Annotated in this window: 19 protein-coding genes; 9 read left to right on the forward strand and 10 right to left on the reverse strand. The window is 40.8% G+C overall.

Annotation, left to right across the window (positions count from 1 at the left end):
• Positions 1-15 precede the first annotated feature (15 nt).
• The 9 genes from AAW31_RS12040 to def all read right to left on the reverse strand — a co-directional run bounded on the left by AAW31_RS12040 (position 16) and on the right by def (position 11596).
• Entirely contained in the window at positions 16-1194 is a 1179-nt protein-coding gene (locus AAW31_RS12040) for a phosphoglycerate kinase (protein ID WP_046850408.1), read from the reverse strand.
• A gap of 212 nt (positions 1195-1406) precedes the next feature.
• Positions 1407-2408 (reverse strand): type I glyceraldehyde-3-phosphate dehydrogenase, encoded by a 1002-nt coding sequence (gap, locus tag AAW31_RS12045; protein WP_046850409.1) that lies wholly within the window; start codon positions 2406-2408, stop codon positions 1407-1409.
• A gap of 74 nt (positions 2409-2482) precedes the next feature.
• Entirely contained in the window at positions 2483-4498 is a 2016-nt protein-coding gene (tkt, locus tag AAW31_RS12050; protein WP_046850410.1) for a transketolase, read from the reverse strand.
• Between the two features lie 152 nt (positions 4499-4650).
• Positions 4651-5913 carry a sigma-54-dependent transcriptional regulator gene (locus AAW31_RS12055; RefSeq protein ID WP_046850411.1) on the reverse strand — a complete coding sequence of 421 codons (1263 nt, stop codon included), beginning with the start codon at positions 5911-5913 and terminating at the stop codon, positions 4651-4653.
• A 94-nt stretch (positions 5914-6007) separates the two neighbouring features.
• The gene (locus AAW31_RS12060) at positions 6008-8179 is read right to left on the reverse strand and encodes a sensor histidine kinase (protein WP_046850412.1); all 2172 of its coding nucleotides are present in this window, start codon (positions 8177-8179) and stop codon (positions 6008-6010) included.
• Positions 8180-8188: 9 nt separating this feature from the next.
• The gene (locus AAW31_RS12065; RefSeq protein ID WP_082110442.1) at positions 8189-8764 is read right to left on the reverse strand and encodes a DUF4390 domain-containing protein; all 576 of its coding nucleotides are present in this window, start codon (positions 8762-8764) and stop codon (positions 8189-8191) included.
• 31 nt (positions 8765-8795) lie between these two features.
• A complete protein-coding gene (gene rsmB, locus AAW31_RS12070; RefSeq protein WP_046850413.1) occupies positions 8796-10070 on the reverse strand; it encodes a 16S rRNA (cytosine(967)-C(5))-methyltransferase RsmB in 1275 nt (424 codons plus the stop codon).
• 8 nt (positions 10071-10078) lie between these two features.
• Complete coding sequence (fmt, locus tag AAW31_RS12075; protein WP_046850414.1) at positions 10079-11023, reverse strand: methionyl-tRNA formyltransferase; 945 nt, start codon at positions 11021-11023, stop codon at positions 10079-10081.
• A gap of 66 nt (positions 11024-11089) precedes the next feature.
• On the reverse strand, positions 11090-11596 hold the full coding sequence (def, locus tag AAW31_RS12080) for a peptide deformylase (RefSeq protein WP_046850415.1): 507 nt from the start codon (positions 11594-11596) through the stop codon (positions 11090-11092).
• A 368-nt stretch (positions 11597-11964) separates the two neighbouring features.
• On the opposite strand from def, the gene AAW31_RS12085 reads away from it, so the two are divergent.
• The 4 genes from AAW31_RS12085 to AAW31_RS12100 all read left to right on the forward strand — a co-directional run bounded on the left by AAW31_RS12085 (position 11965) and on the right by AAW31_RS12100 (position 17442).
• A complete protein-coding gene (locus AAW31_RS12085; RefSeq protein ID WP_046850416.1) occupies positions 11965-12987 on the forward strand; it encodes a LysM peptidoglycan-binding domain-containing protein in 1023 nt (340 codons plus the stop codon).
• Positions 12988-13132: 145 nt separating this feature from the next.
• On the forward strand, positions 13133-14227 hold the full coding sequence (gene dprA / locus AAW31_RS12090) for a DNA-processing protein DprA (protein WP_046850417.1): 1095 nt from the start codon (positions 13133-13135) through the stop codon (positions 14225-14227).
• A gap of 66 nt (positions 14228-14293) precedes the next feature.
• Positions 14294-14752, forward strand: a complete 459-nt coding sequence (locus AAW31_RS12095; protein ID WP_046850418.1) for a DUF494 domain-containing protein — start codon at positions 14294-14296, stop codon at positions 14750-14752.
• A 173-nt stretch (positions 14753-14925) separates the two neighbouring features.
• Positions 14926-17442, forward strand: a complete 2517-nt coding sequence (locus tag AAW31_RS12100) for a DNA topoisomerase III (RefSeq protein WP_046850419.1) — start codon at positions 14926-14928, stop codon at positions 17440-17442.
• A 154-nt stretch (positions 17443-17596) separates the two neighbouring features.
• On the opposite strand, the gene AAW31_RS12105 is transcribed toward AAW31_RS12100, so the two are convergent.
• Positions 17597-17845 (reverse strand): hypothetical protein, encoded by a 249-nt coding sequence (locus AAW31_RS12105; RefSeq protein ID WP_046850420.1) that lies wholly within the window; start codon positions 17843-17845, stop codon positions 17597-17599.
• 232 nt (positions 17846-18077) lie between these two features.
• Between AAW31_RS12105 and aroA the strand changes: the two genes are divergently transcribed.
• The 5 genes from aroA to AAW31_RS23685 all read left to right on the forward strand — a co-directional run bounded on the left by aroA (position 18078) and on the right by AAW31_RS23685 (position 22545).
• A complete protein-coding gene (aroA, locus tag AAW31_RS12110) occupies positions 18078-19379 on the forward strand; it encodes a 3-phosphoshikimate 1-carboxyvinyltransferase (RefSeq protein WP_046850421.1) in 1302 nt (433 codons plus the stop codon).
• Between the two features lie 37 nt (positions 19380-19416).
• A complete protein-coding gene (gene cmk / locus AAW31_RS12115) occupies positions 19417-20088 on the forward strand; it encodes a (d)CMP kinase (protein WP_046850422.1) in 672 nt (223 codons plus the stop codon).
• A gap of 128 nt (positions 20089-20216) precedes the next feature.
• Entirely contained in the window at positions 20217-21935 is a 1719-nt protein-coding gene (gene rpsA, locus AAW31_RS12120) for a 30S ribosomal protein S1 (protein ID WP_046850423.1), read from the forward strand.
• 9 nt (positions 21936-21944) lie between these two features.
• Positions 21945-22241, forward strand: coding sequence for an integration host factor subunit beta (locus AAW31_RS12125; protein ID WP_046850424.1), 297 nt, complete (start codon positions 21945-21947; stop codon positions 22239-22241).
• 94 nt (positions 22242-22335) lie between these two features.
• A complete protein-coding gene (locus tag AAW31_RS23685) occupies positions 22336-22545 on the forward strand; it encodes a lipopolysaccharide assembly protein LapA domain-containing protein (RefSeq protein ID WP_046850425.1) in 210 nt (69 codons plus the stop codon).
• Positions 22546-22562: the final 17 nt, after the last annotated feature.

Consider the following 22562-nt stretch of genomic DNA (forward strand, 5'->3'; position numbering starts at 1 on the left):
ATTTTCAGATAAATTTTAACGTGCACGCAATTCAAGAATCTCAACTGCTGGAAGCTTTTTCCCTTCCAGGAATTCAAGAAAAGCCCCCCCTGCTGTCGAAATATATGACACTTTATCGTATATTCCATATTTCTGAATTGCAGCAATAGTATCGCCACCTCCAGCCAATGTAAAAGCCTTGGTGTCAGCAATTGCTTTTGCGATGGTATGTGTGCCTGCACCGAACTGATCAAATTCAAATACACCGACTGGTCCATTCCAAACAACCGTCCCTGCCTTCATTATGATATCAGCCAATTCTTGCGCGCTTTTTGGTCCAATATCGAAAACCATGTCATCATCTGATACATCATCAGCATCTTTTAATACAGCTGGCTCATTAGCATCAAATTTCTTACCAACCACGACATCTACAGCGATTGGGATGATTGCACCTCGTTTTTTCATTTTGTCTATCAACATTTTTGCCGTTGGAATTAAATCATCCTCGCATAAGGATTTCCCAATATTTTTTCCAGCAGCTTTAAGGAAGGTATTTGCAATGCCACCTCCTACCACCAGTTGATCTACTTTTTCAGAAAGTGATTCAAGTACTGTCAGCTTGGTCGAAACTTTTGAACCTCCAACAATCGCAACCATAGGTCGTGCTGGGTTGTGTAAAGCTTTAGTCAAGGCTTCCAGTTCTTCTGTCAAAAGTATGCCGGCACAGGCAACGGGAGCATATTTTGCGATCCCATGCGTGGATGCTTCAGCTCGATGCGCGGTACCAAAAGCATCCATGACAAATATGTCACATAACTTAGCATAACTCTGGGCAGTAGCATCATCGTTCTTTTTCTCGCCTTTATTAAAACGGCAGTTTTCGAGAATAACCAACTCGCCTTGCGCAACATCAAACCCACCATTCACCCAATCCTTGATCAAACGGACCGGTTTACCCAGACGTTCTGCAATATTATCGGCAACAGGTTTTAGCGAATTCTCCTCACTCCATACGCCTTCTTTCGGACGACCTAAATGGGAAGTTACCATAACTCTTGCGCCACGATCTAAACAATATTTTATAGTGGCCATTGATGCTGTGATGCGCGCATCGGATGTAACTTTGCCATCTTTGATGGGTACATTAAGATCAGCGCGTATAAAAACGCGTTTGTCTTTCAAATCCAGATCGGTGAGTTTGATAACAGACACATTAACTCCAATATATACTAAATATTAATAGGGATAACTTGCAGTATTGATTGCTTTACTTACTCAAAGAAATACACTAGTCATGATGAAATTAGAAAAAAATAACTCCGAGTAAAATCATAACCTTGTTCTTTAACATCTCATTAAGAAGTTTAAACTTTTGCGCCTTTTACTCGGAGTAAATCGTATGCTTGCCTTGATTCTTTGAATGCTTATTTGCTGGCAATCACGCGAACCATCTCTAGCACTTTACAGGAGTATCCCCACTCATTATCGTACCAGGCAACGACTTTAACAAAGTTTTTGTCTAATGATATTCCTGCTTCAGCATCGAAAACAGAGGTACAGCTTTCCCCACGGAAATCGGTAGAGACTACTTTGTCGGCAGTATAGCCAAGCACACCTTTCAGTGAACCTTCTGAAGCAGTTTTCATGACATTGCAGATTTCATCATAAGTAGCTTCTTTATTTAATTCCACAGTAAGATCTACCACAGATACATCAGACGTGGGTACTCTAAAGGCCATTCCGGTGAGTTTCTTGTTCAGTTCGGGAATAACGGCTCCCACTGCTTTAGCCGCTCCTGTAGAAGAAGGAATAATATTTTCAAGAATTCCCCGCCCGCCTCGCCAATCCTTATTAGAAGGACCATCTACTGTTTTTTGGGTAGCCGTTGCTGCATGAACCGTGGTCATTAATCCACGTTTGATTCCCCAGGTATCATTCAACACTTTTGCGACTGGTGCAAGACAGTTGGTGGTACAGGAAGCATTGGAAACAATCGGTTGTCCATTATAAGATTTATCATTAACACCATAGACAAACATGGGCGTATCATCTTTGGATGGTGCGGTCATAATAACTTTCTTGGCGCCTGCGGCAAGATGCTTTTCGCAAGTTTCTTTAGTAAGGAAAAGCCCGGTTGACTCCACTACCACATCAACACCTGCCTCGTTCCATTTTAGCTCAGCAGGATCTTTTATCGCAGTTAAGCGGATTCGTTTATCATTTACTACTAAAGTATTTCCCTCCACTGCAACATCACCGTTAAAACGACCATGCACAGAATCATGTGTCAGCATGTAAGCCAGATAATCTGGCTCAAGCAAATCGTTGATAGCCACTACTTCGATATCGTTGAATTTTTCAACAGATGCACGAAACACCATGCGGCCAATACGACCAAACCCATTGATTCCTACTTTTATTGTCATTACATAAGCTCCTCAAAACAAAAAAAAACCATAACTAAGTGTGTCTCTTCTGTCTACTAAATGGGCGACACGATTTATATTATTCTTTTCACAGCATCAACGACGTTCTCGACAGTGAAACCAAAATATTTAAATAACACTTCAGCAGGAGCTGATTCTCCGAAAGTGTCGATGCCAATGATTTCTCCCTCAAATCCGACATATTTATACCAGTAATCTGTTACACCCGCTTCTACTGCAACTCGGTTAATGCCTGGTGGCAGTATACTTTCCTTATAGGCTTGGTCTTGGCGATCAAACAAGCTAGTGCATGGCATGGATACGACACGTACCTGTATACCTTCGGCAGATAATGCTTTCTGCGCAGCCATGGCTAGCGCCACTTCTGATCCGGTTGCGATAATAATTGCTTGTGGGTTGCCATCAGCGGCTTCAGATAAAATATAAGCTCCTTTATCAATGAGTTTGATAGTTGCCGCATCTCTTTTCTGGAAAGGCAAATTTTGACGACTGAAAATAAGTGTCGTCGGTCCATTTGTGCGTTCAATTGCACGTGCCCAGGCTACAGTTGATTCGACTGTATCACAGGGTCGCCATACATCCATATTAGGTATTAAGCGTAACGTTGCCGTTTGCTCTATCGGCTGATGTGTCGGGCCATCTTCACCCAGACCAATTGAATCGTGAGTAAATACGAAAATGTTACGGATTTTCATTAAAGCTGCCATGCGTAAAGCATTGCGGGCATATTCTGAGAACATCAGAAATGTAGCACCGTAAGGAATGATACCGCCATGTAACGATAAACCGCTCATAATAGCGCTCATACCAAATTCACGCACGCCATAGTAAATATAATTCCCGCCGGTTTCTGCGCTTACTCCTTTTGAGCTAGACCATTGCGTCAGATTTGAACCAGCTAAATCTGCCGACCCGCCAATCAATTCTGGTAAAATAGGAGCTAATCCTTCAATTGCATTCTGTGATGCTTTTCTCGTCGCAATCGTCTCTTCTTTTGCGTTAACGCGATTTATAACACTGTTAACATGCTCTGGCCAGTTAGCTGGTAATTCCCCAGCCATACGGCGTTTAAGTTCGGTTGCTTCTTCAGGATATTTCTTTTCATACTCTGCAAACTTGTTATTCCATTCACTTTCTAGCTTTTGACCTTTTGCGCGAGCATCCCATGCATCATAGACTTCTTGAGGAATCTCAAAGGGAAGATGATGCCACCCAATATGAGGTCGTGTAGCCGCGATTTCCTCTTCCCCTAATGCTGCACCATGAACTGCATGTGTATCGGCTTTATTGGGAGAGCCCATTCCAATAACAGTTTTACAGCAAATCATGGAGGGTTTGTTTGGAATATTTTTAGCAGCTTCGATAGCAGCTTCAATGGCATCTGGATCATGACCATTTACATTTGGCACAACATGCCATCCGTATGCTTCAAAGCGTTTGGGCGTATCGTCAGTAAACCAGCCTTCCACATGTCCATCAATTGAAATACCGTTATCATCATAAAAACAGATGAGCTTACCCAACCCGAGTGTGCCCGCCAGAGAACAGGCCTCATGTGAAATACCTTCCATCAAGCAGCCATCGCCAAGAAACACATAGGTATAGTGATTAACAATATCAAAACCAGGACGATTGAATTCTTGCGCAAGAATTTTTTCAGCCAGTGCCATTCCAACCGCATTGGTAATACCCTGACCTAAAGGCCCTGTTGTTGTTTCTACCCCTGGCGTATAGCCATATTCTGGATGTCCGGGAGTTTTGGAATGAAGTTGTCGAAAATTCTTAATATCTTCGATTGACACATCATAACCCGTCAAATGTAAGAGCGCATAAATCAACATGGAACCATGCCCATTGGATAAAACGAAGCGGTCACGGTCAGCCCATCCGGGGTTATTTGGATTATGACGCAAATGATGAATCCAAAGCACTTCCGCAATTTCCGCCATACCCATTGGCATGCCGGGATGACCCGATTTAGCTTTTTCTACTGCGTCCATCGCCAAGGCACGAATAGCACTCGTCAAATTCTTGAATACTGGCGCGTTAAAATCCTCAAATGCTCCCATCTTCACTATCCCTTAAAAAAATCAAAAAACAGAATATCCATCTTCCGCGCCACATGACAACAAAAGTTGGCAAAAACCAATATTATCTCCTAAGACGAAGTGCTCTACAACATCGATTTATTGATTACTCAAACATAGTTTTTATTGTTATTTCAACTATTCTGGTTGCGCAACTTAATACCTAGCGCCTTTATCTTACGGTAAAGATGCGTGCGCTCCAAGCCCGCACGATCGGCAACACGCGTCATATTACCGCCTTCTTGGTCAATCAGCTTTTCGAAATAATTTTTCTCAAATAAATCTCGTGCTTCACGCAAAGATACATTTAAAGGTATATCCGGCGCAATTGATATAGCTGTCGATAAAGGAGGGGCTAAAGTCTGTTGCACAAGCTCTGCTGAAATTTCACTACTGGTACAGGTTAAAGCTAGCGAATGTACCGCACTTGTCAATTGAGCCAAATTACCCGGCCAATCATAATTGCGTAGCGTATTCAATGCAGCTGTACTAAAGTGAATGAAGGGTGCTTCACCTGATTCAATATAATTTGAGAGTATTTGATTAGCTAGCTCGGGAATGTCTTCACGATGCATTCTAAGAGAAGGGACGCTGATACAAAGACTGCTTAATACCTCGTATAACTTAGGATTATAAATACCTTGCGCGGTTAATTCTGCCAAGGGCAAAGTCGTGGCACACACTAGGCGTACATTATATTTCTCTAATTTATTCAAGAGCAGAAGCAACCCTTTTTGTTCTAATTTATTGAGATCGCCAACTTCTCTAAGAAATAATAAACCATCCTTTGCTTGCTCGAGTAAATTGAGTGGATTTTCTGCGAGAAAAGAAAATGATTCCGGCTCAACCCATGGAGTATTGATATGATGCAAGAAATGTGCACAATACTCTATTCCTACACCTGGCTCCCCCATGAACAGCACAGGCACTTTCAAATTAATTATTTGCTCGAGTTTCTTTTTTAATTCTGTAATTAAAACTCCCCGACCCAGACTCGCCAGGGAAAAAGTCGGAATTGGCTTACTTTGCCCGCCACGCAAAGCTTGCCCAACAGTGCTAAGTAATTTTTGCAAAGGTATGGGTTTTTCAAGGTAACCCACAGCTCCAATACGCGTTGCTTCGACTGCAGTATCAATGGTACCGTGTCCAGACATCATTATCACTGGCATGGTAAGCAATCCACTATTGGCCCAATCTTTAAGTAATGTTATGCCATCTGTATCTGGCATCCAGATATCCAAAAGTACCAAGTCGGGGCGAATTTGATTACGCCAATTGCGAGCTTGTTCTGCATTTTCTGCCAAAGCTACCTGATACCCTTCATCATTTAAGATTTCGGATAAGAGCTCGCGTATGCCAACTTCATCATCAACAACAAGAATCGTATTGTTGGCCATTATATTGTAATTACCCTCCCCAGAACTGGAATGCAACTAACGCTTTGTAGCATTCATTATTATCAAGTCAACAACGCAAATACTATTTTCTCTATCATGTTACTTGAAGAGGAATGGATATGGGGTGATCAGATAATAATCTTGGTAATACAATGATGATCTTAGCTCCATGCGGTTTGATGTTTTCGATTTGGATTGTACCATTATGTTCATTAATAATTTTTTTGACAATTGGCAGCCCGAGACCCGTACCTTTTACTTTGGTCGTTACATAGGGTTCAAATGCCTGCGCTTTAATCTGTTCTGCAAATCCCTTGCCATTATCGCTTACGCTGAACTGAACACTATTAGAGAGCGTTTCAGTTCGCACGGTGATCGTAGGCTCTACTACATCAACTAAAGCATCCTGAGCATTTTGCAGCAAATTATGTATAACTTGCCTTAACCTTGTAGGATCTCCGCGAATTAATGAAGGCTCAGCGCTCAATTCTAAATTAATTTTTGAGCCATGACTGCGACTTGAGTGAGTATTTGCAGTCTCATATAACGCAAGTACTTCACGTATCAACCTATTAAAATCGAGCTGGTATAATTCCAGTTCAGGTATACGTGCATATTCACTAAATTCATTGACCATCTTCTTAAGCGCTTCGACCTGATTGACAATTGTTTCAGTAGAGCGCTGTAAAATTTTTGCATCCTGCCCAGTTAATTTTTCCATTAATTTATGCTGCATACGTTCTGCAGAAAGTTGGATAGGGGTTAAAGGATTTTTGATTTCATGAGCAAGTCGACGGGCAACCTCACCCCATGCAACCGTGCGCTGAACTTGCAGTAAGCTGGTGATATCATCAAATACCACAACACCTCCTCCGGTCACTTGAGGCAGGTGTGACCCTCGAAGAAGCAAAACTTGATCTTTATTTTCACTAAAATGTAACACTTGACGTTGCCATTCTCCCATTTCCGCGGAATTGAATCCTATGCGTATTTCTGTGGCGAGTACACGCAATTTCGGTTCTTTTTCGGCACATTCTTCAATCGTTAACCCGACCAGATTGGTCAACGGAGTCTGTAGAATTTGCTCAGCACTATGATTGACGGTACTGATGCGTAACTTTTCATCAAATACCATCACGCCAGAAGAAAGGTTTGCCAGTATACTTTCAAGATAAGCCCGGGCATTTTCAATCTCCTGCTGATTCCGTTGCGTGGTAGCACGCGCTACTTCAAGCTGCTCAGTCATAAGATTAAAAGATTCTGTCAGTATGCCAAGTTCGTCGTTACTTTGCACAGAATGGCGTCTACTAAAATCCCCTTGTGCTACAGCTCTTGTTCCCTCAGCTAACATACCCAACGGTGCGCTTAATTTTTCACTAATAAGGAAGGCGGCAGCAAGAGCAGAAAAAAGCGCTAAAAATAATGCTAATGTTAATGTTATGCCATAAAGTCGAGTCAACCCATGACGAGATAATGTTAACTCTTGGTAATTGCGATACCCTGTTTGAACAATCTCGGCATTCTCCGCAAGTAATCGGGGCACTTGCTGCAAAACCTGCAATACACGGATATCATCATCAAGATTTAATACATTCACGGGAACGAGTACTCGCAAATACAGCCCATTACCAGGAATAGATTCCACTGCACTATAGCTCTTCTGCATGCGAATATGCCGCATAGCGGCAGCGTTGGGTATTTCTGGAAACAGCGCCATGTCATCTATGCTGGAAAAAGCAATTGCTTTACCATCCTGGTTAAACAACGTGGCTTCTTGTATCTGCGACTGAACCAATAGCTGATTCAATGCTGACAATGGCATTATAGGTGATTCAGATAATGTTAATGCAGTAGCCTTGGCTTTTTTCTCGAGCTCTTCAAGTAAATTGTCAAGCATAGTTTGCCCTAAATTTAATCCGCCCTCTAATGCCTCATCGACTTTGACATCAAACCAGGATTCGATACTTTTCCCTAAAAACTGGACCGAAATACCATACACCAGAATCCCTGGAAGGATGGCCATCAGTGAAAAAACCATCAGTAAGCGAACTGCAAGTTTAGAGCCAAATACGCCTGCTTTTAGCCTCCTGTTTAGCCTCCATAGCAAGAGCCCCACAACTATCAGCAAAAATAATACAAAAATTACATTAAAGCCAATCAGCCAGCGGTAAACACGCTCAAGAAATTCAGTATTAGCACCGGCTGTTGCCAGTAAAAACAGCATGACTACGCTAAGCCCTGTAACTATGATGATGAGGTACTTCATAGCTGCTCTTTATAGTAGGTTCTTAGGAGGCGCAGGCAATTTAATACGCCATTCCTTTTTTTCTGAACTTAAATTCCAATCTTTTGAACTAAACCATTCCAATTGAAATGGTTTGGCTAATCGAGAAATATCCAGCCATACTTGCAATGTGGCGATGTATTCTACATCCTGTTTCAGCGTAGAATTGATTTCAATAGGAATATTATGCTGTTTTCCCAATGTCTGGAGTGCTTCTTGCAGCGTATCAAAGCCTTGTGGCATCATTCGATTACCACTCAAACGATATTGCCGGGTGAGCGCATGATAACTCAACTCTATACGCTGCTTACTGCGAGCCACCTCTTCATCTAGCCAGTACCAATGACTATCTATGAGTGTGAATTTGGATACAAAATAAAGTATGATGCCTTTTTCTAGGGCCTGCTCTAAAGTATTGTTGAGCGTGATATCAGCATCAAGATTTATTTGGTAACCTTTATCTACTGCTTCCAGCGTAAACGATTTTATCTCTATTCCCCCTCCCCCTTCGCCCCGAGCTGGTGCTGCTAATAATATCGACGAAATCAGCAATATTGTCGCCATCATCTGCAACAATATTTTAAGTCGTAGTGTTCTATCAAGTCTTACAAAGCAAGGCATAGAAAAAACCGTCATGTAAAGAACTTGGCAGCAACTGCCCATTAACCATATCAGAATGCGAAAGAGGTAATAAACGAGCATCTTGATGCGATTTTAGAAATTCCTTAATTAAAATTAAATTTTCTTCATGAAAAATAGAGCAAGTTATATACAGCAACTTTCCTTCTCTTTTCAGAATTTTCCATAAAGCATTGAGAATATTCTCTTGGTTGCTTGCAAATAGGGATAGATCGGTTTGTCGCCGCAACCATTTAATATCAGGATGACGACTGACTACGCCCGATGCACTACAGGGTACATCAGCCAGAATTCGGTCAAATGCTTGGCCATCCCACCATTCTGAAGGATAAAGCGCATCACCACATACCAAACGATGAGGTTCATTCCCGAGACGCTCAAAATTTTCTGCTACACGTTTAAGTCTCTGCGCATTACTATCAAGCGCAGTCAATTTTATTTGGGCTAATTCCATTAAATGAGTGCTTTTTCCCCCTGGTGCTGCACAAGCATCTAACACGTGCATACCTTCATGCACATCCAGTAAAGGTGCAGCCAACTGAGCGCCTGCATCTTGTATTGACATCAAACCATCCTTAAATCCTGGAAGTTTCTCTATTGGCAATGGCTGCGCCAACTTCAATGCGGCATCCCATATTAAATCAGCTTTAATACCGTGCTCCTCCAGCATTTCTTGGTAGGCTTTAACTCCAATTTTCCGGACATTAACGCGCAATGTCATTGCAGGATGCTGATTGCTTGCATTCAGAATAGTTTTATAATGGTTGGGGTATTGTTTACGTAGTTTATTAATCCACCATTGTGGATGGGAATATTTCCCAATATCACTACTAACTTGCTCACATAATGCAGAACTATTACGTATAAAATTCCGCAAGACAGCGTTAACTAATCCTGGTGCGCCTCGTTTATTACTTAAAATACGGGCAGTAGAAACAGCATGATCAACAATTGCATAGGAAGGCGCTTTGCTGTATTGCAGCTGATATAAACTTACCAATAATAAGTAACGCAGTTTAAGATCTTGTAGCGTATTATCTAATAATAAATTAAGTAATGCATTAAGTTGCCCGTAGTAACGCAATACTCCATAGCTCAAATCCTGAATGGCGCCTTGCTGTTGATGAGAAAGAGGCAGATTCGATTGCCATATCTCCTGTAGAACCTCCGTTAGGTTTTTGCCTGAAAGAACACGTCTTATAGCGATAACAGCGAGGTGCTGAGCTTTAATCATATTCCGAATTAGCAATCCACCACGGTAGAAAAAAACTGACCTGGCTGTAAATAATGCCCCACCATAAATTCTGCGATAGGCATTTTTTTTCCGCCAGGTTTTTGCACAACCTCTAGAATCAGCGATCCTCTTCCACAAGCTACTACGACCCCCTCACTGCCGGTCGTAACGATTTCTCCTGCTTTACCAGGATTATTTTTTACAGCAGCTTTAGCTTGCCATATTTTCAATAAACTACCTTGAAAGTACGTATAAGCTCCCGGGTAAGGGTTAAAAGCACGAATACTCCGATCAATTTGATCCACATCCATTCGCCAGTCAATTTCTGCTTCTTTTTTTTGGATCTTTGCAGCATAGCTAGCCAGTGTTTCATCCTGGGGAGTCGCGCTCAATTTACCAAGCTGCATTAATTCTAATGCTTCGACAATACTCTGCGCGCCTAAATCAGCAAGCTTATCATGAAGGGTTTGCGCCGTATCCACAGCGTCAACAGGAATGTCACGTTGCAGCAACATATCACCAGTATCAAGCCCCTCATCCATTTGCATAATGGTAATACCCGTTTCCTGGTCACCTGCTAATATCGCTCGTTGAATCGGCGCTGCACCTCGCCAGCGAGGTAAGAGGGAAGCGTGAATGTTCAAGCAACCATAACGTGGAATTTTTAAAACTTCTTTAGGTAGAATTAATCCATACGCCGCGACCACCATCACATCCGCATTAAATACTTTTAATTGAGTATGGACAGTTTCCGTTTTTAATGTAAGCGGCTGCAACAAAGGAATATCATGTGCTTGTGCAACTTTTTTTACATCACTCACCTGAGTTTTCATCCCGCGCCCTGCCGGACGGTCTGGTTGAGTCAACACTAATACGATCTGATATTCAGCATTCAGTAAAGAAAGCAATGCTTTGGCGGCAAAAACTGGTGTACCAGCAAAAATAATTCTCATGGAAAAATCTTCAGATCAACCTATTCATTACTTGGAAAGAAAAAGATTCAGGCAAGACGCAGTAAATTAGGATTTAGCATCACGTTGTCGCTTTCTTAATTTTGATCGAATTCGTGACTGCTTTAGTTGTGAGAGATATTCAATAAATACCTTACCCATCAAATGATCCATTTCATGCTGAATACATATTGCCAATAAACCGCTAGCATCCAGTTCAAACAGATCGCCATTCAGATTCATTGCTCTAACAGAAATATTTTCAGCTCGTTTTACTTTCTCGAAAATTCCAGGCAGTGACAAACATCCTTCCTGATAATCAAATTCTCCTTCGCTTGCAATAATTTCCGGATTAATGAAAACATGAAGTTGATCACGAGTTTCGGAAACATCAATAACAATCACACGTTGATGCACATCAACCTGAGTCGCCGCCAGACCAATTCCCGTTGCGGTATACATCGTTTCCGTCATATTTTGAACGAGTACATGAATTTCATCGGTAATGGTCGATACAGGAACTGCAACCTTATGCAGCCTTTCATCCGGATATTGTAATATTTTCAGAATTGCCATAGCAAACTAGCGTAATTCGGTTTAATAAATTCTGCTGTTAGATCGTAAGCTTTGAATGCTGTTCAATTCAATTTAAAGATTTGCATCTTAATAAAGACCTCTTTAACTATTAGAAACGAAACCTAGATTCCTCAGTTGATCGCTCGTTCTAATATTAATATTATGAATATAAAAATCTTTCTGATAAGTTTTATTCTTCTCTTTCGGGTGTTTCCCTTCCGGTGCGGATTAATCGTTTTGCAAGCATATGGCTGCGTTGCAGTTCCTTGGAATGGAACAACCCTTCTGCGATGTTGCGCCCTACCCTGCACTTGCGCAACCTACACTACACTATTCCGTCGTCCAAATGAGAAACCCAGGTTAAATCTATGCGTGTGATTATATCCGCGATTTTACTTATGTTCGTTTTTTCTGATGAGATCGTTAAGGCAGCAGAAATTGAGCTACATCATAATGCGCCCGATCGCTATGTTGTTGTTCAAGGTGATACGTTATGGAGTATTGCCTCTCGCTTTTTAAAAGATCCCTGGCGGTGGCCAGAAATATGGCATCAGAATCGGGAGTCCATGAAAAATCCACATATGATATATCCAGGCGATATCATTATCCTCGAAAAAACAGCCAAAGGAATTCAATTAAAACTTTCCGAGGAAAAAGCAATCATAAAATTATCTCCTAAAATGCGGATAGAAAAATTAGGAGTGCACGGCATCCCAACTATTCCTACCCACAAAATCAAACCATTTCTGAGTCAGCCATTAGTTATTGAAAGACACGCTCTAGATAAAGCCCCCCTTATATTAGGCTCTAGTGACAACCGAGTAATATTGAGCACGGGAGAAATCATCTATGTACAGGATTTGCCTCATGACAAAGGATCCTTATGGCAAGTTTTTCGCGCGAGTAAGGCATTGATGGATCCGGATGATAATAATCGCATCCTTGGGTATGAAGCAATTTATTTAGGGGATATTGAAGTAAAAAATTTTGCTAAGATCAGCTCTGTTACGGTAACACATTCTGTCCAAGAAATATTAAAAGGCGATCGCTTGCTTCCCTCTACTCCTGATAAAGACATCTACTATATGCCTCATGCACCAGATTTTGCTATCAAGGGACGTATTATCTCTGTCTATGGTGGAATAACTGAGATCGGTGAAAATGCTATTATCACGCTTAATAAAGGCACTCATGACGGATTAAAGGAAGGTCATGTCCTCGCCGTTTATCGGAAAAGTGAAGTAAAATCTCCTTCCGACGAAATAATAGCATTACCCGATGAACGCATTGGCTTAGTACTTATTTTTCGTGTATTTGATAAAGTATCTTATGCATTAATTACTCAAAGTTCTCAAGCAATTAAAGTATTGGATGCAGTAAAAACGCCCTGATAGACCATATATAAGACTAAAATTGTTCGTATCAAAATGAGTGGAAATTATTCGCAGACTTTTTATACAAAAATAGACTTTCTTATTTCCATGATAAGTTCTATTTATTATCTTTTTTATATCACGATAAGCATTATTCTTTACCATGAAAGCTCCGCCAGATGTTGAATCCTGGCTTAATCTTATTTTAATAGATAACTTAAGTAGTGAGTCCATTCGAAAGCTACTTATTGCCTTTGGTAGCCCAAGAGAAATTCTTTCAGCGGATACCTATCAACTGGAACGTATCGTAAAAAAGCAAGCCGCTCATAACCTCGGCCGACGTGCAGACAAGAGCAAAGTCGATGGTACACTTAAATGGTTGGAAGACCCTTCTAACCACATCATTACCCTTGCAGATCATGATTATCCAAAGCTACTGCTTAATATTGCCGATCCTCCTCCTTTGCTTTACTTAAAAGGGCAACGCAAACTTCTCAATTCACCTGCCCTTGCTATCGTTGGGAGTCGTAATGCGACGCCTCAAGGCATAATCAATGCGAGTGCTTTCGCTGAAGCTGCAAGTAATGCTGGATTTTGCATCGTTAGTGGAATGGCTCAAGGAATTGATACTGCCGCACATCAAGGTGGCCTACGCGGGATTTCAGCGAGCATTGCTGTGGTAGGGACGGGGCTCGATATTGTCTATCCTGCAAGAAATCGAGAGCTAGCACACCAGCTGGCAAAAGAAGGTGCAATCCTTTCGGAATTTCCCCTGGGAATGCCTGCATTGGGCAGAAATTTTCCTCGTCGCAACAGAATTATCAGCGGCATGAGTCTTGGCTGTTTAGTCGTTGAAGCCACTTTGCACAGTGGCTCACTTATCACTGCAAAACAAGCATTAGAACAGGGGCGCGAGGTGATGGCCATACCCGGTTCCATACATTCACCTTTGTCCAAGGGCTGTCATGCATTGATTAAGCAAGGGGCAAAATTGATAGAAAATATTCAGGATATCCTGGATGAACTTAACTGTCAGACTGCGTTATCCCATGAAAATACCAACATAACACTTGATTTTAGTGATTCGCAAGAGGATTCGCTATTGTTGCCCCACTTGGGCTATGACGTGATCGATATCGATACCTTATGTATGCGAAGTGGCTTGACGGTCGAAGCAGTATCCGCCATGCTATTGACACTAGAGCTAAATGGAATGGTTGCCAGCTTACCTGGCGGCCGCTATCAGAGAGTTCGTTAATGCCATTGATAAAATTTATCCAACAAAAAATCTGCTAATGTGCATCCAGCGAAAGAGAGCGTCTATATGTACGAAATTTTAATTTACTTATTCGAAAATTATTTCGACAGAGGAGGTTGCCCAGATTCTGCAACCTTAACGCATAAATTAACTATAGCTGGCTTTGGAGAGGATGAAATTAACCAAGCACTTAATTGGTTATCAGATCTTACAAAAGGTGATAATGATCACTATCCGGCAACGCTTGCTCAAAGCAAATCACTACGATGGTTCATGCCTTCTGAAATGGAAGCAATTGATAAGGAAGGACTTGGATTTATTCTTTTTCTTGAGCAGGCAGGTATTCTTAATCCACTACAACGGGAATTATTAATTGACCGTGTTCTTAAAATGAATGGAAATAATTCCAGTCTGGAAAAGATTAAGCTTGTCGTTTTGCTTGATCTATGGATACAAAATCAATTAACCGACCCCAATGTTCTGGAAACTTTATTCATAGCGAGTAATCCGCGATACCGGCATTAATTGTTGCAAAACAATTACTCTGTTCGACTTTATATAAACTCTTTATTTAATGGGCAATAACTGCCCTTAAAATAAAGGGGTCAGGCGCACAAAATGTACCTTTGACTTCTCTGAATAATCTGAATATTTCAATTTTGTAATTAATAATAAATATCATTATCTAGCCAAAATTCATGAGCAAAAAATTGATCATCGCCGAGAAGCCTTCCGTGGCAACAGATATTGCCCGTGCATTAGGTAATTTCACTAAAGAAACTGATTATTTTGAAAGCGACGAATACGTTTTATCCTCTGCGGTTGGCCATTTGCTTGAGCTGACTGTACCGGAGGATTATGAAGTCAAGCGCGGCAAATGGAGCTTTGATCATTTACCAGTTATTCCTCCCTATTTTGATCTTGCCCCCATCGAAAAAACAGCTAATAGATTGAAATTATTGATAAAACTGATCAAGCGAAAAGATGTGGGTACGCTAATTAATGCTTGTGATGCTGGACGAGAAGGAGAATTAATTTTTCGTTATATCACTCGCTACGCGGATATAAAAAAACCCGTTAAACGCCTATGGTTGCAATCCATGACACCTGCTGCCATTCGAGAGGCTTTCTCTAAATTACTTGATGATAGTGAAGTGCAGCCATTAGCAGAAGCCGCTGTCAGTCGTTCTGAATCAGATTGGTTAGTTGGGATTAATGGTACCCGTGCAATGACGGCGTTTAATTCTCAAGAAGGTGGCTTCCATAAAACCACTGTGGGACGTGTTCAGACCCCAACGTTAGCCATACTGGTTGAACGGGAAGAAGCCATCAAGAAATTTGTGCCCAAAGATTACTGGGAGATCCACGCTATTTTTTCTAATAACAATGATCACTACAAAGGAAAATGGTTTGATGAAAAATTTTCAAAAGATAAAGAAAATAGTGAAGCCAGAGCAGAACGTATATGGGAGAAAAATAAAGCAGAAGCGATCAAGATCAAATGTCAAGGCAAACCAGGCATAGTTAGCGAAGAAAGCAAGCCTGCAAAAGAAACCTGTCCGTTATTATACGACCTCACAAGCTTACAACGAGATGCCAATAGTCGCTTTGGTTTTTCTGCTAAAACAACATTAGGGCTGGCACAGGCGCTCTACGAAAAACATAAAGTATTAACTTATCCACGTACTGATTCACGCGCACTTCCGGAAGATTACATTGCGCCTGTAAAAGATACCCTACATGCACTGGTAACCACTGAATACGACCAATTCGCCAAGCAAATTCTGGATTCTGATTGGGTAAAACCTAATAAGCGTATTTTTAACAACACGAAAGTTTCCGATCACTTTGCCATTATTCCAACTTCACTTGAGCCAAAAAAATTAAATGATGCGGAAACAAAGCTTTACGATCTGGTAACCAAACGTTTTCTTGCAATCTTCTATCCAGCTGCAGAATTTCTTGTAACAACTCGTATTACGCGCGTTGAAGGCGAGCCCTTTAAAACAGAGGGTAGAATTATGATTAATGCTGGATGGCAAGCCGTTTACGGCAAATCTCTCATACATGATGATAAGAATGATGGCACTGTTTTACCTGCGATCAGCGCTGATAAATCAGCTACTACTGAGGAAATCAAGGTCATTTCCAATCAAACTCGGCCACCAGCGAGATTCAATGAATCAACTCTGTTATCTGCTATGGAAGGAGCGGGAAAACTAGTTGAAGACGAAGAATTACGGGCAGCAATGAGTGCAAAAGGGCTTGGCACACCGGCCACGCGTGCAGCCATCATTGAAGGTCTCGTCTCAGAAAATTATATACAGCGCATGGGACGAGAATTATATCCGACTGCCAAAGCATTTTCGCTTGTTACCTTATTGCGCGGGCTAAAAATACCTGAGTTGATCTCTCCGGAATTAACAGGTGATTGGGAATTCAAATTACGTCAGATCGAGCAAGGTAAACTAAAGCGTGAAGCGTTCATGGCTAAAATTGCTGACATGACGAAGCATATTGTCGAGCAAGCAAAAAATCATCGTGGAAAAACGATCAGTGGCGATTTTGCGACGCTCAAAGTCCCCTGCCCCAAATGTGGGGGAGTGATACAAGAGACATACAAGAAATTTCAATGCCAACAGTGTGATTTTGCTCTATGGAAAATTCTGGCTGGACGGCAATTCGAAATAGAAGAAATGGAAACTCTCATTTCAAAAGGTGAAATTGGTCCATTGCAAGGGTTTCGCAGCAAAATGGGACGTTTATTTAACGCGATCATTAAGCTTACTGATACCTTCGAGATGAAATTTGAGTTTGGTAGCAATGATATGGAAGAGGCTGATGCAATTGATTTTTCCAACCAACACCCTCTCGGCAAATGCCCCAAATGCAGCAATTCTGTTTATGAGCACGGATTATATTATGTCTGCGAAAAGGCAGTAGGCGCAACGCACACATGCGACTTTAAAACCGGAAAAATTATTCTCAGCCGAGCTATCGAACAGGAGCAAATCGTTAAATTGCTACAAACAAGGAAGACTGATTTGTTAACTAAATTTATTTCCAAGAAAGGACGACCATTCTCGGCTTATTTGGTAATCGGAAAAGAAGGTAAAATAGAGTTTGAATTTGAGCAGAAGGCTTCCAAAGCAAAAATAGAAAATATAAGTGAAGTTAAAACATCACCGTCTTCAAGTAAGAAAAAACGTGCATAAGAGTCCAACTGTACGCTCATCAGACTTATTATCTTCTACATTAATCCTTTAATATCTCTTTATTTTTCGCATTAAAAAGTGAATACTGTAATGAGATTTTCTTTCAATTACAGTATTCATACTATATAGCCTTAATAGGCTTTTTGAGGCTCAATTAGCCATAAACATTAATAATATACTTAGCAATTCCAGATGTTGCAGCAATAAGAATGGCCAATCCTCCAACTACCGCTATTCCTTCTATCAAAAATGAAAAAAGTGCTTCACGCGTGGTCTTAAACTCTACTTCACCATCATTATTACGTCGGCGATCTCTCCGGTCTTTTACCCAGAGTTGGATTGCAATGACAAATGGAATAGCCAGTACAGAAATAATTAGTGAATTTAAAGAATCATCTTCCATTGCTCAGTCCCATTACCTATCAATTATAATTTAATTAAATATGAATCCTAGCTCTCGAGTTTTTAGCTAGTCGTATCGCTAGAAAATTTATTATTATAGCAGGCACTACAAATTTACGTTCTCCTTCTATTCATAACTTTTGTTTACCCTAGACTATCCTGCCCTGCTCAGCTAATTTGCCATTATAAAAAAGACATGAAGACCTATAGTATATTTATTTTTCGGAAAATTTATGGACTGGCTTGATCTTCCTGCTGCTAATGCTGCACGTGGCATCATTCAACTGCCAGGTTCCAAAAGCATCTCTAATCGTATCCTTTTACTTGCAGCACTAGCAAACGGTAAAACCCTGGTTCAGAATCTGCTGATTTCCGATGATACAGCACAAATGCTGAAGGCACTTGAAACGCTCGGAGTTAAAATCAATCAAATTAATAAAAATGATTACAGCGTGGAAGGTATTGAAGGGAAATTCCCAGTCAAACAAGCTGATTTATTTCTAGGTAATGCTGGTACTGCTTTTCGTCCTCTCGTGGCGGTGCTTGCGATAATGGGAGGGCATTATCGATTATCTGGCGTAGCCCGCATGCATGAACGCCCTATTGCGGATTTAGTAAATGCTCTACGTCAATTAAATGCCAATATTGCTTATCTTGGAAATGAAGGTTTTCCTCCCTTAGAGATTAAGCCTGCTAAAATACAAACCAAAGCCATTTCAATCAAAGGAGATGTTTCGAGTCAATTTCTCAGCGGACTCCTGATGGCGTTACCCTTAACCAGTAAAACTACCACAATTATGGTTAATGGCATACTTATTTCAAGACCTTATGTTGAACTTACTCTGGCTCAAATGGCACGATTTGGTGTCCAAGTCATACAAGAAAATTGGCAACAATTTACAGTAACTGCCCCACAAGCATACAAGAGTCCAGGTGAAATAATTGTAGAAGGAGATGCTTCCTCAGCATCCTATTTTTTGGCTGCTGGAGCGATTGGTGGCGGACCCGTGCGCGTGGAAGGTGTAGGTACAGAGAGTTTGCAGGGCGATATTCATTTTGCTGATGCGTTAGAAAAAATGGGCGCTTATATCACAAAAGGAAAAAATTGGATTGAGTCTTCTTCGCCAATTAGTGACACTTCTCGTCAGTCTCTGCAAGCTATTGATCTTGATTGCAATCATATCCCCGATGCAGCCATGACATTAGCCACAACGGCCTTGTTTGCAAAAGGAACGACTACACTCAGAAATATTGCGAGTTGGCGGGTCAAGGAAACTGACCGTATTTCAGCAATGGCAAAGGAATTGCGTAAAGTTGGCGCTCTGGTTGAGGAAGGCAAGGATTTTATACGGATTACACCACCTGCTACCGCATTAACTCCTCATGCAATCATCGATACATACGATGATCATCGGATGGCGATGTGTTTTTCTCTTGTATCGCTAGGTGTCCCTCTACGCATCAATGATCCGGGTTGTGTCGCTAAAACCTTCCCAGATTATTTTGAAAAATTTGCGATGATTGTGCATTCCTGACACTACGAGTTCTCATATTTTTACTCAAGAGGTTTTTATGGAAAGTCACATTATTCCAGTCATTACTATTGATGGTCCTTCAGCTTCTGGAAAAGGTACAGTCGCACAAATGGTTGCTCAAAAACTTGCTTACCATTATCTTGACAGTGGCGCACTTTATCGTCTAGTGGCGTTGGTAGCAATACGATCAAATACTGATTGTGCGAATGAGTCGGACATAGCAGATATTGCTTCACATTTAAATGCAACTTTCGATGGCTCGTCTATTCTATTAAATGGAGAAGATGTCTCAGATGCTATACGTAGCGAACAATGCAGTAAACTGGCCTCTATAATTGCTGGCCAACCCGCAGTAAGAGCAGCATTACTGCAGCGCCAATGTGCATTTCGCCAATCACCTGGATTAGTAACAGATGGCAGAGATATGGGATCAGCTGTGTTTCCAGATGCTTCCCTTAAAATTTTTCTTACTGCCAGTGCAGAAGAGCGAGCACGACGACGCTATAAGCAGTTGATAGAGAAAGGAATAAATGCTAACATGCAATCCATATTGCAGGATATTTATGAACGCGATACGCGTGATAGCAATCGCGATATTTCTCCTCTAAAGCAACAAGTAGATACAAAATTGTTAGATACAACTTTTCTCAGTATTGAGGAGGCTGTTAATGAAGTACTGCGGTTGCATAATGCGGCCTGCAAGAATTAAATTTAATGAGAAGAGGTTTTATTTTTTAAATAAAACTATATTTTATAATTCAAGTAATTTTTGATTAACTTTTAACTAACTCACCATCTCATTTATGGGATGAAATTAAAATCGGGTATTTTTCTATAATGACTATTGCTTCCAACGTAACCCCTTCCTCAGAAAATTTTGCCAAACTCTTCGAAGAAAGCCTTACACGTAAAGAAATGCGTGTAGGTGAGGTCATCACCGCAGAAGTTGTGCGAATTGACTATAATTTTGTAGTGGTCAATGCAGGCCTCAAATCCGAAAGTTATATTCCTATTGAGGAATTTAAAAATGACAGAGGCGAGATTGAAGTTAAGGTAGGAGATTTTGTCAGTGTTGCTATTGATGCGCTCGAGGACGGTTTTGGTGAAACGCGCTTGTCCAGAGATAAAGCTAGACGATTAAATGCTTGGCATGACCTGGAAGAAGCTATGGAAAAAGGCACCATAGTAAATGGCATGGTCAATGGTAAGGTAAAGGGTGGATTAACTGCCATGGTCAACGGTATTCGTGCTTTCTTACCTGGTTCATTAGTAGATATCCGACCCGTCAAGGACACTACTCCTTATGAAAATAAGGAAATGGAATTCAAAGTCATTAAGCTCGACCGTAAACGCAATAATGTTGTTATATCTCGACGCGCGGTGCTAGAAGAAACTCAAGGAGCGGATCGAGAATCTCTATTGGCAAACTTGCAAGAAGGCGCTATTGTGCATGGTATTGTTAAAAATATTACTGATTATGGTGCGTTTGTTGACCTAGGCGGAATAGACGGACTCCTTCATATCACAGATTTAGCTTGGCGTCGTGTAAAACATCCTTCAGAGATCATTAATGTTGGCGACGAAGTGGCAGCCAAGGTGCTTAAATTTGATCAAGAAAAAAACCGTGTTTCCTTAGGCATGAAGCAATTAACCGAGGATCCATGGGTGGGTCTCTCAAGACGCTATCCTCCAGGCACACGCCTCTTTGGTAAAGTAACTAATCTCACAGACTACGGTGCCTTTGTAGAAATTGAACAAGGAATTGAAGGTTTAGTGCATGTTTCTGAAATGGATTGGACCAACAAAAATGTCTATCCTTCCAAAATAGTACAATTAGGTGATGAAGTTGAGGTCATGATTATTGAGATAGACGAGGAGCGCCGTCGTATCTCTCTTGGAATGAAACAATGCAAACCTAATCCTTGGGAAGAATTCGCAATGAGCCATGAAAAAGGTGATAAGGTCAAGGGTCAAATAAAATCTATCACTGATTTTGGGGTATTCATCGGCTTACCGGGCAATATTGACGGCCTAGTTCATTTATCTGATCTTTCCTGGACTCAGCCAGGTGAAGAAGCCATACTAAATTATAAAAAAGGTGATGAGGTAGAAGCCGTTGTATTATCGATTGATGTTGAGAAAGAACGTATTTCCCTGGGAATAAAACAGTTAGAAGGAGATCCTTTTACTATATTTGTTGCAGCACACGATAAAAATAGTATTGTCAAGGGCACTGTAAAATCAATCGATGCCAAAGGTGCAGTCATCGCTTTAACTGAAGAAGTTGAAGGTTATTTGCGTTCTTCTGAAGTATCTCGTGACAAAATTGAAGATATACGGACTCAGCTCAAAGAGGGGGATCAGATTGAAGCGATGGTCATCAATATTGATCGTAAGAATCGTAATATCAATCTTTCCATAAAAGCAAAAGATCAATATGAAGAAAATAGTGCATTACAGATGGTCACCACTAAAACTCCTGCCAGTACAGGTACTACTAATCTGGGAGCATTGCTCAAAGCTAAAATGGATAGCAAAAACTCTGAAGAACAATAAAGGACATCGATGACGAAATCTGAATTGATTTCCAAGCTTGCTGCTCGATACCCTCAGCTCTTGGCAAAAGATACTGAATTAGCCGTCAAGATGATACTTGATGCGATGGCTAATAGCCTCTCTAGAGGGGAGCGTATCGAAATTCGCGGTTTTGGCAGTTTTGATTTAAATTACAGGCCAGCTCGTGTTGGCCGCAACCCAAAGTCAGGAGAGAAGGTTCATGTACCTGAAAAATATGTTCCACATTTTAAAGCTGGAAAGAAAATGCGTGAACGCGTTGATTTTAAAGCAAAAGATAGAGCATAATAAATCCATTTAAAATATAGAGGATGCTCTTTTTGAACTAATAGCAATTATTGGTCGAAGAGAGCATCTTCATATTTTATATAATGTAAAGCTTATGTATTTTTTTAATTGGCTTTTAAATATAATACTTTTCTTATTCCTAGTTAGCTTTGCCGCAAAAAATACTGAAATAATAACTATTCATTATTATTTTGGCTTTGAATGGCAAGCTCCACTAATAGTAGCTCTATTAGCATTTTTTGCATTAGGTATTATTTTGGGATATTTCTTTTGTTTAATCAAAAGATTAAGAAAAAAATTATAATGCTCCTAACGTGACTA

It is taken from the genome of Nitrosomonas communis (genome assembly GCF_001007935.1).
In the GTDB taxonomy this organism is placed as follows: Bacteria; Pseudomonadota; Gammaproteobacteria; order Burkholderiales; family Nitrosomonadaceae; genus Nitrosomonas; species Nitrosomonas communis.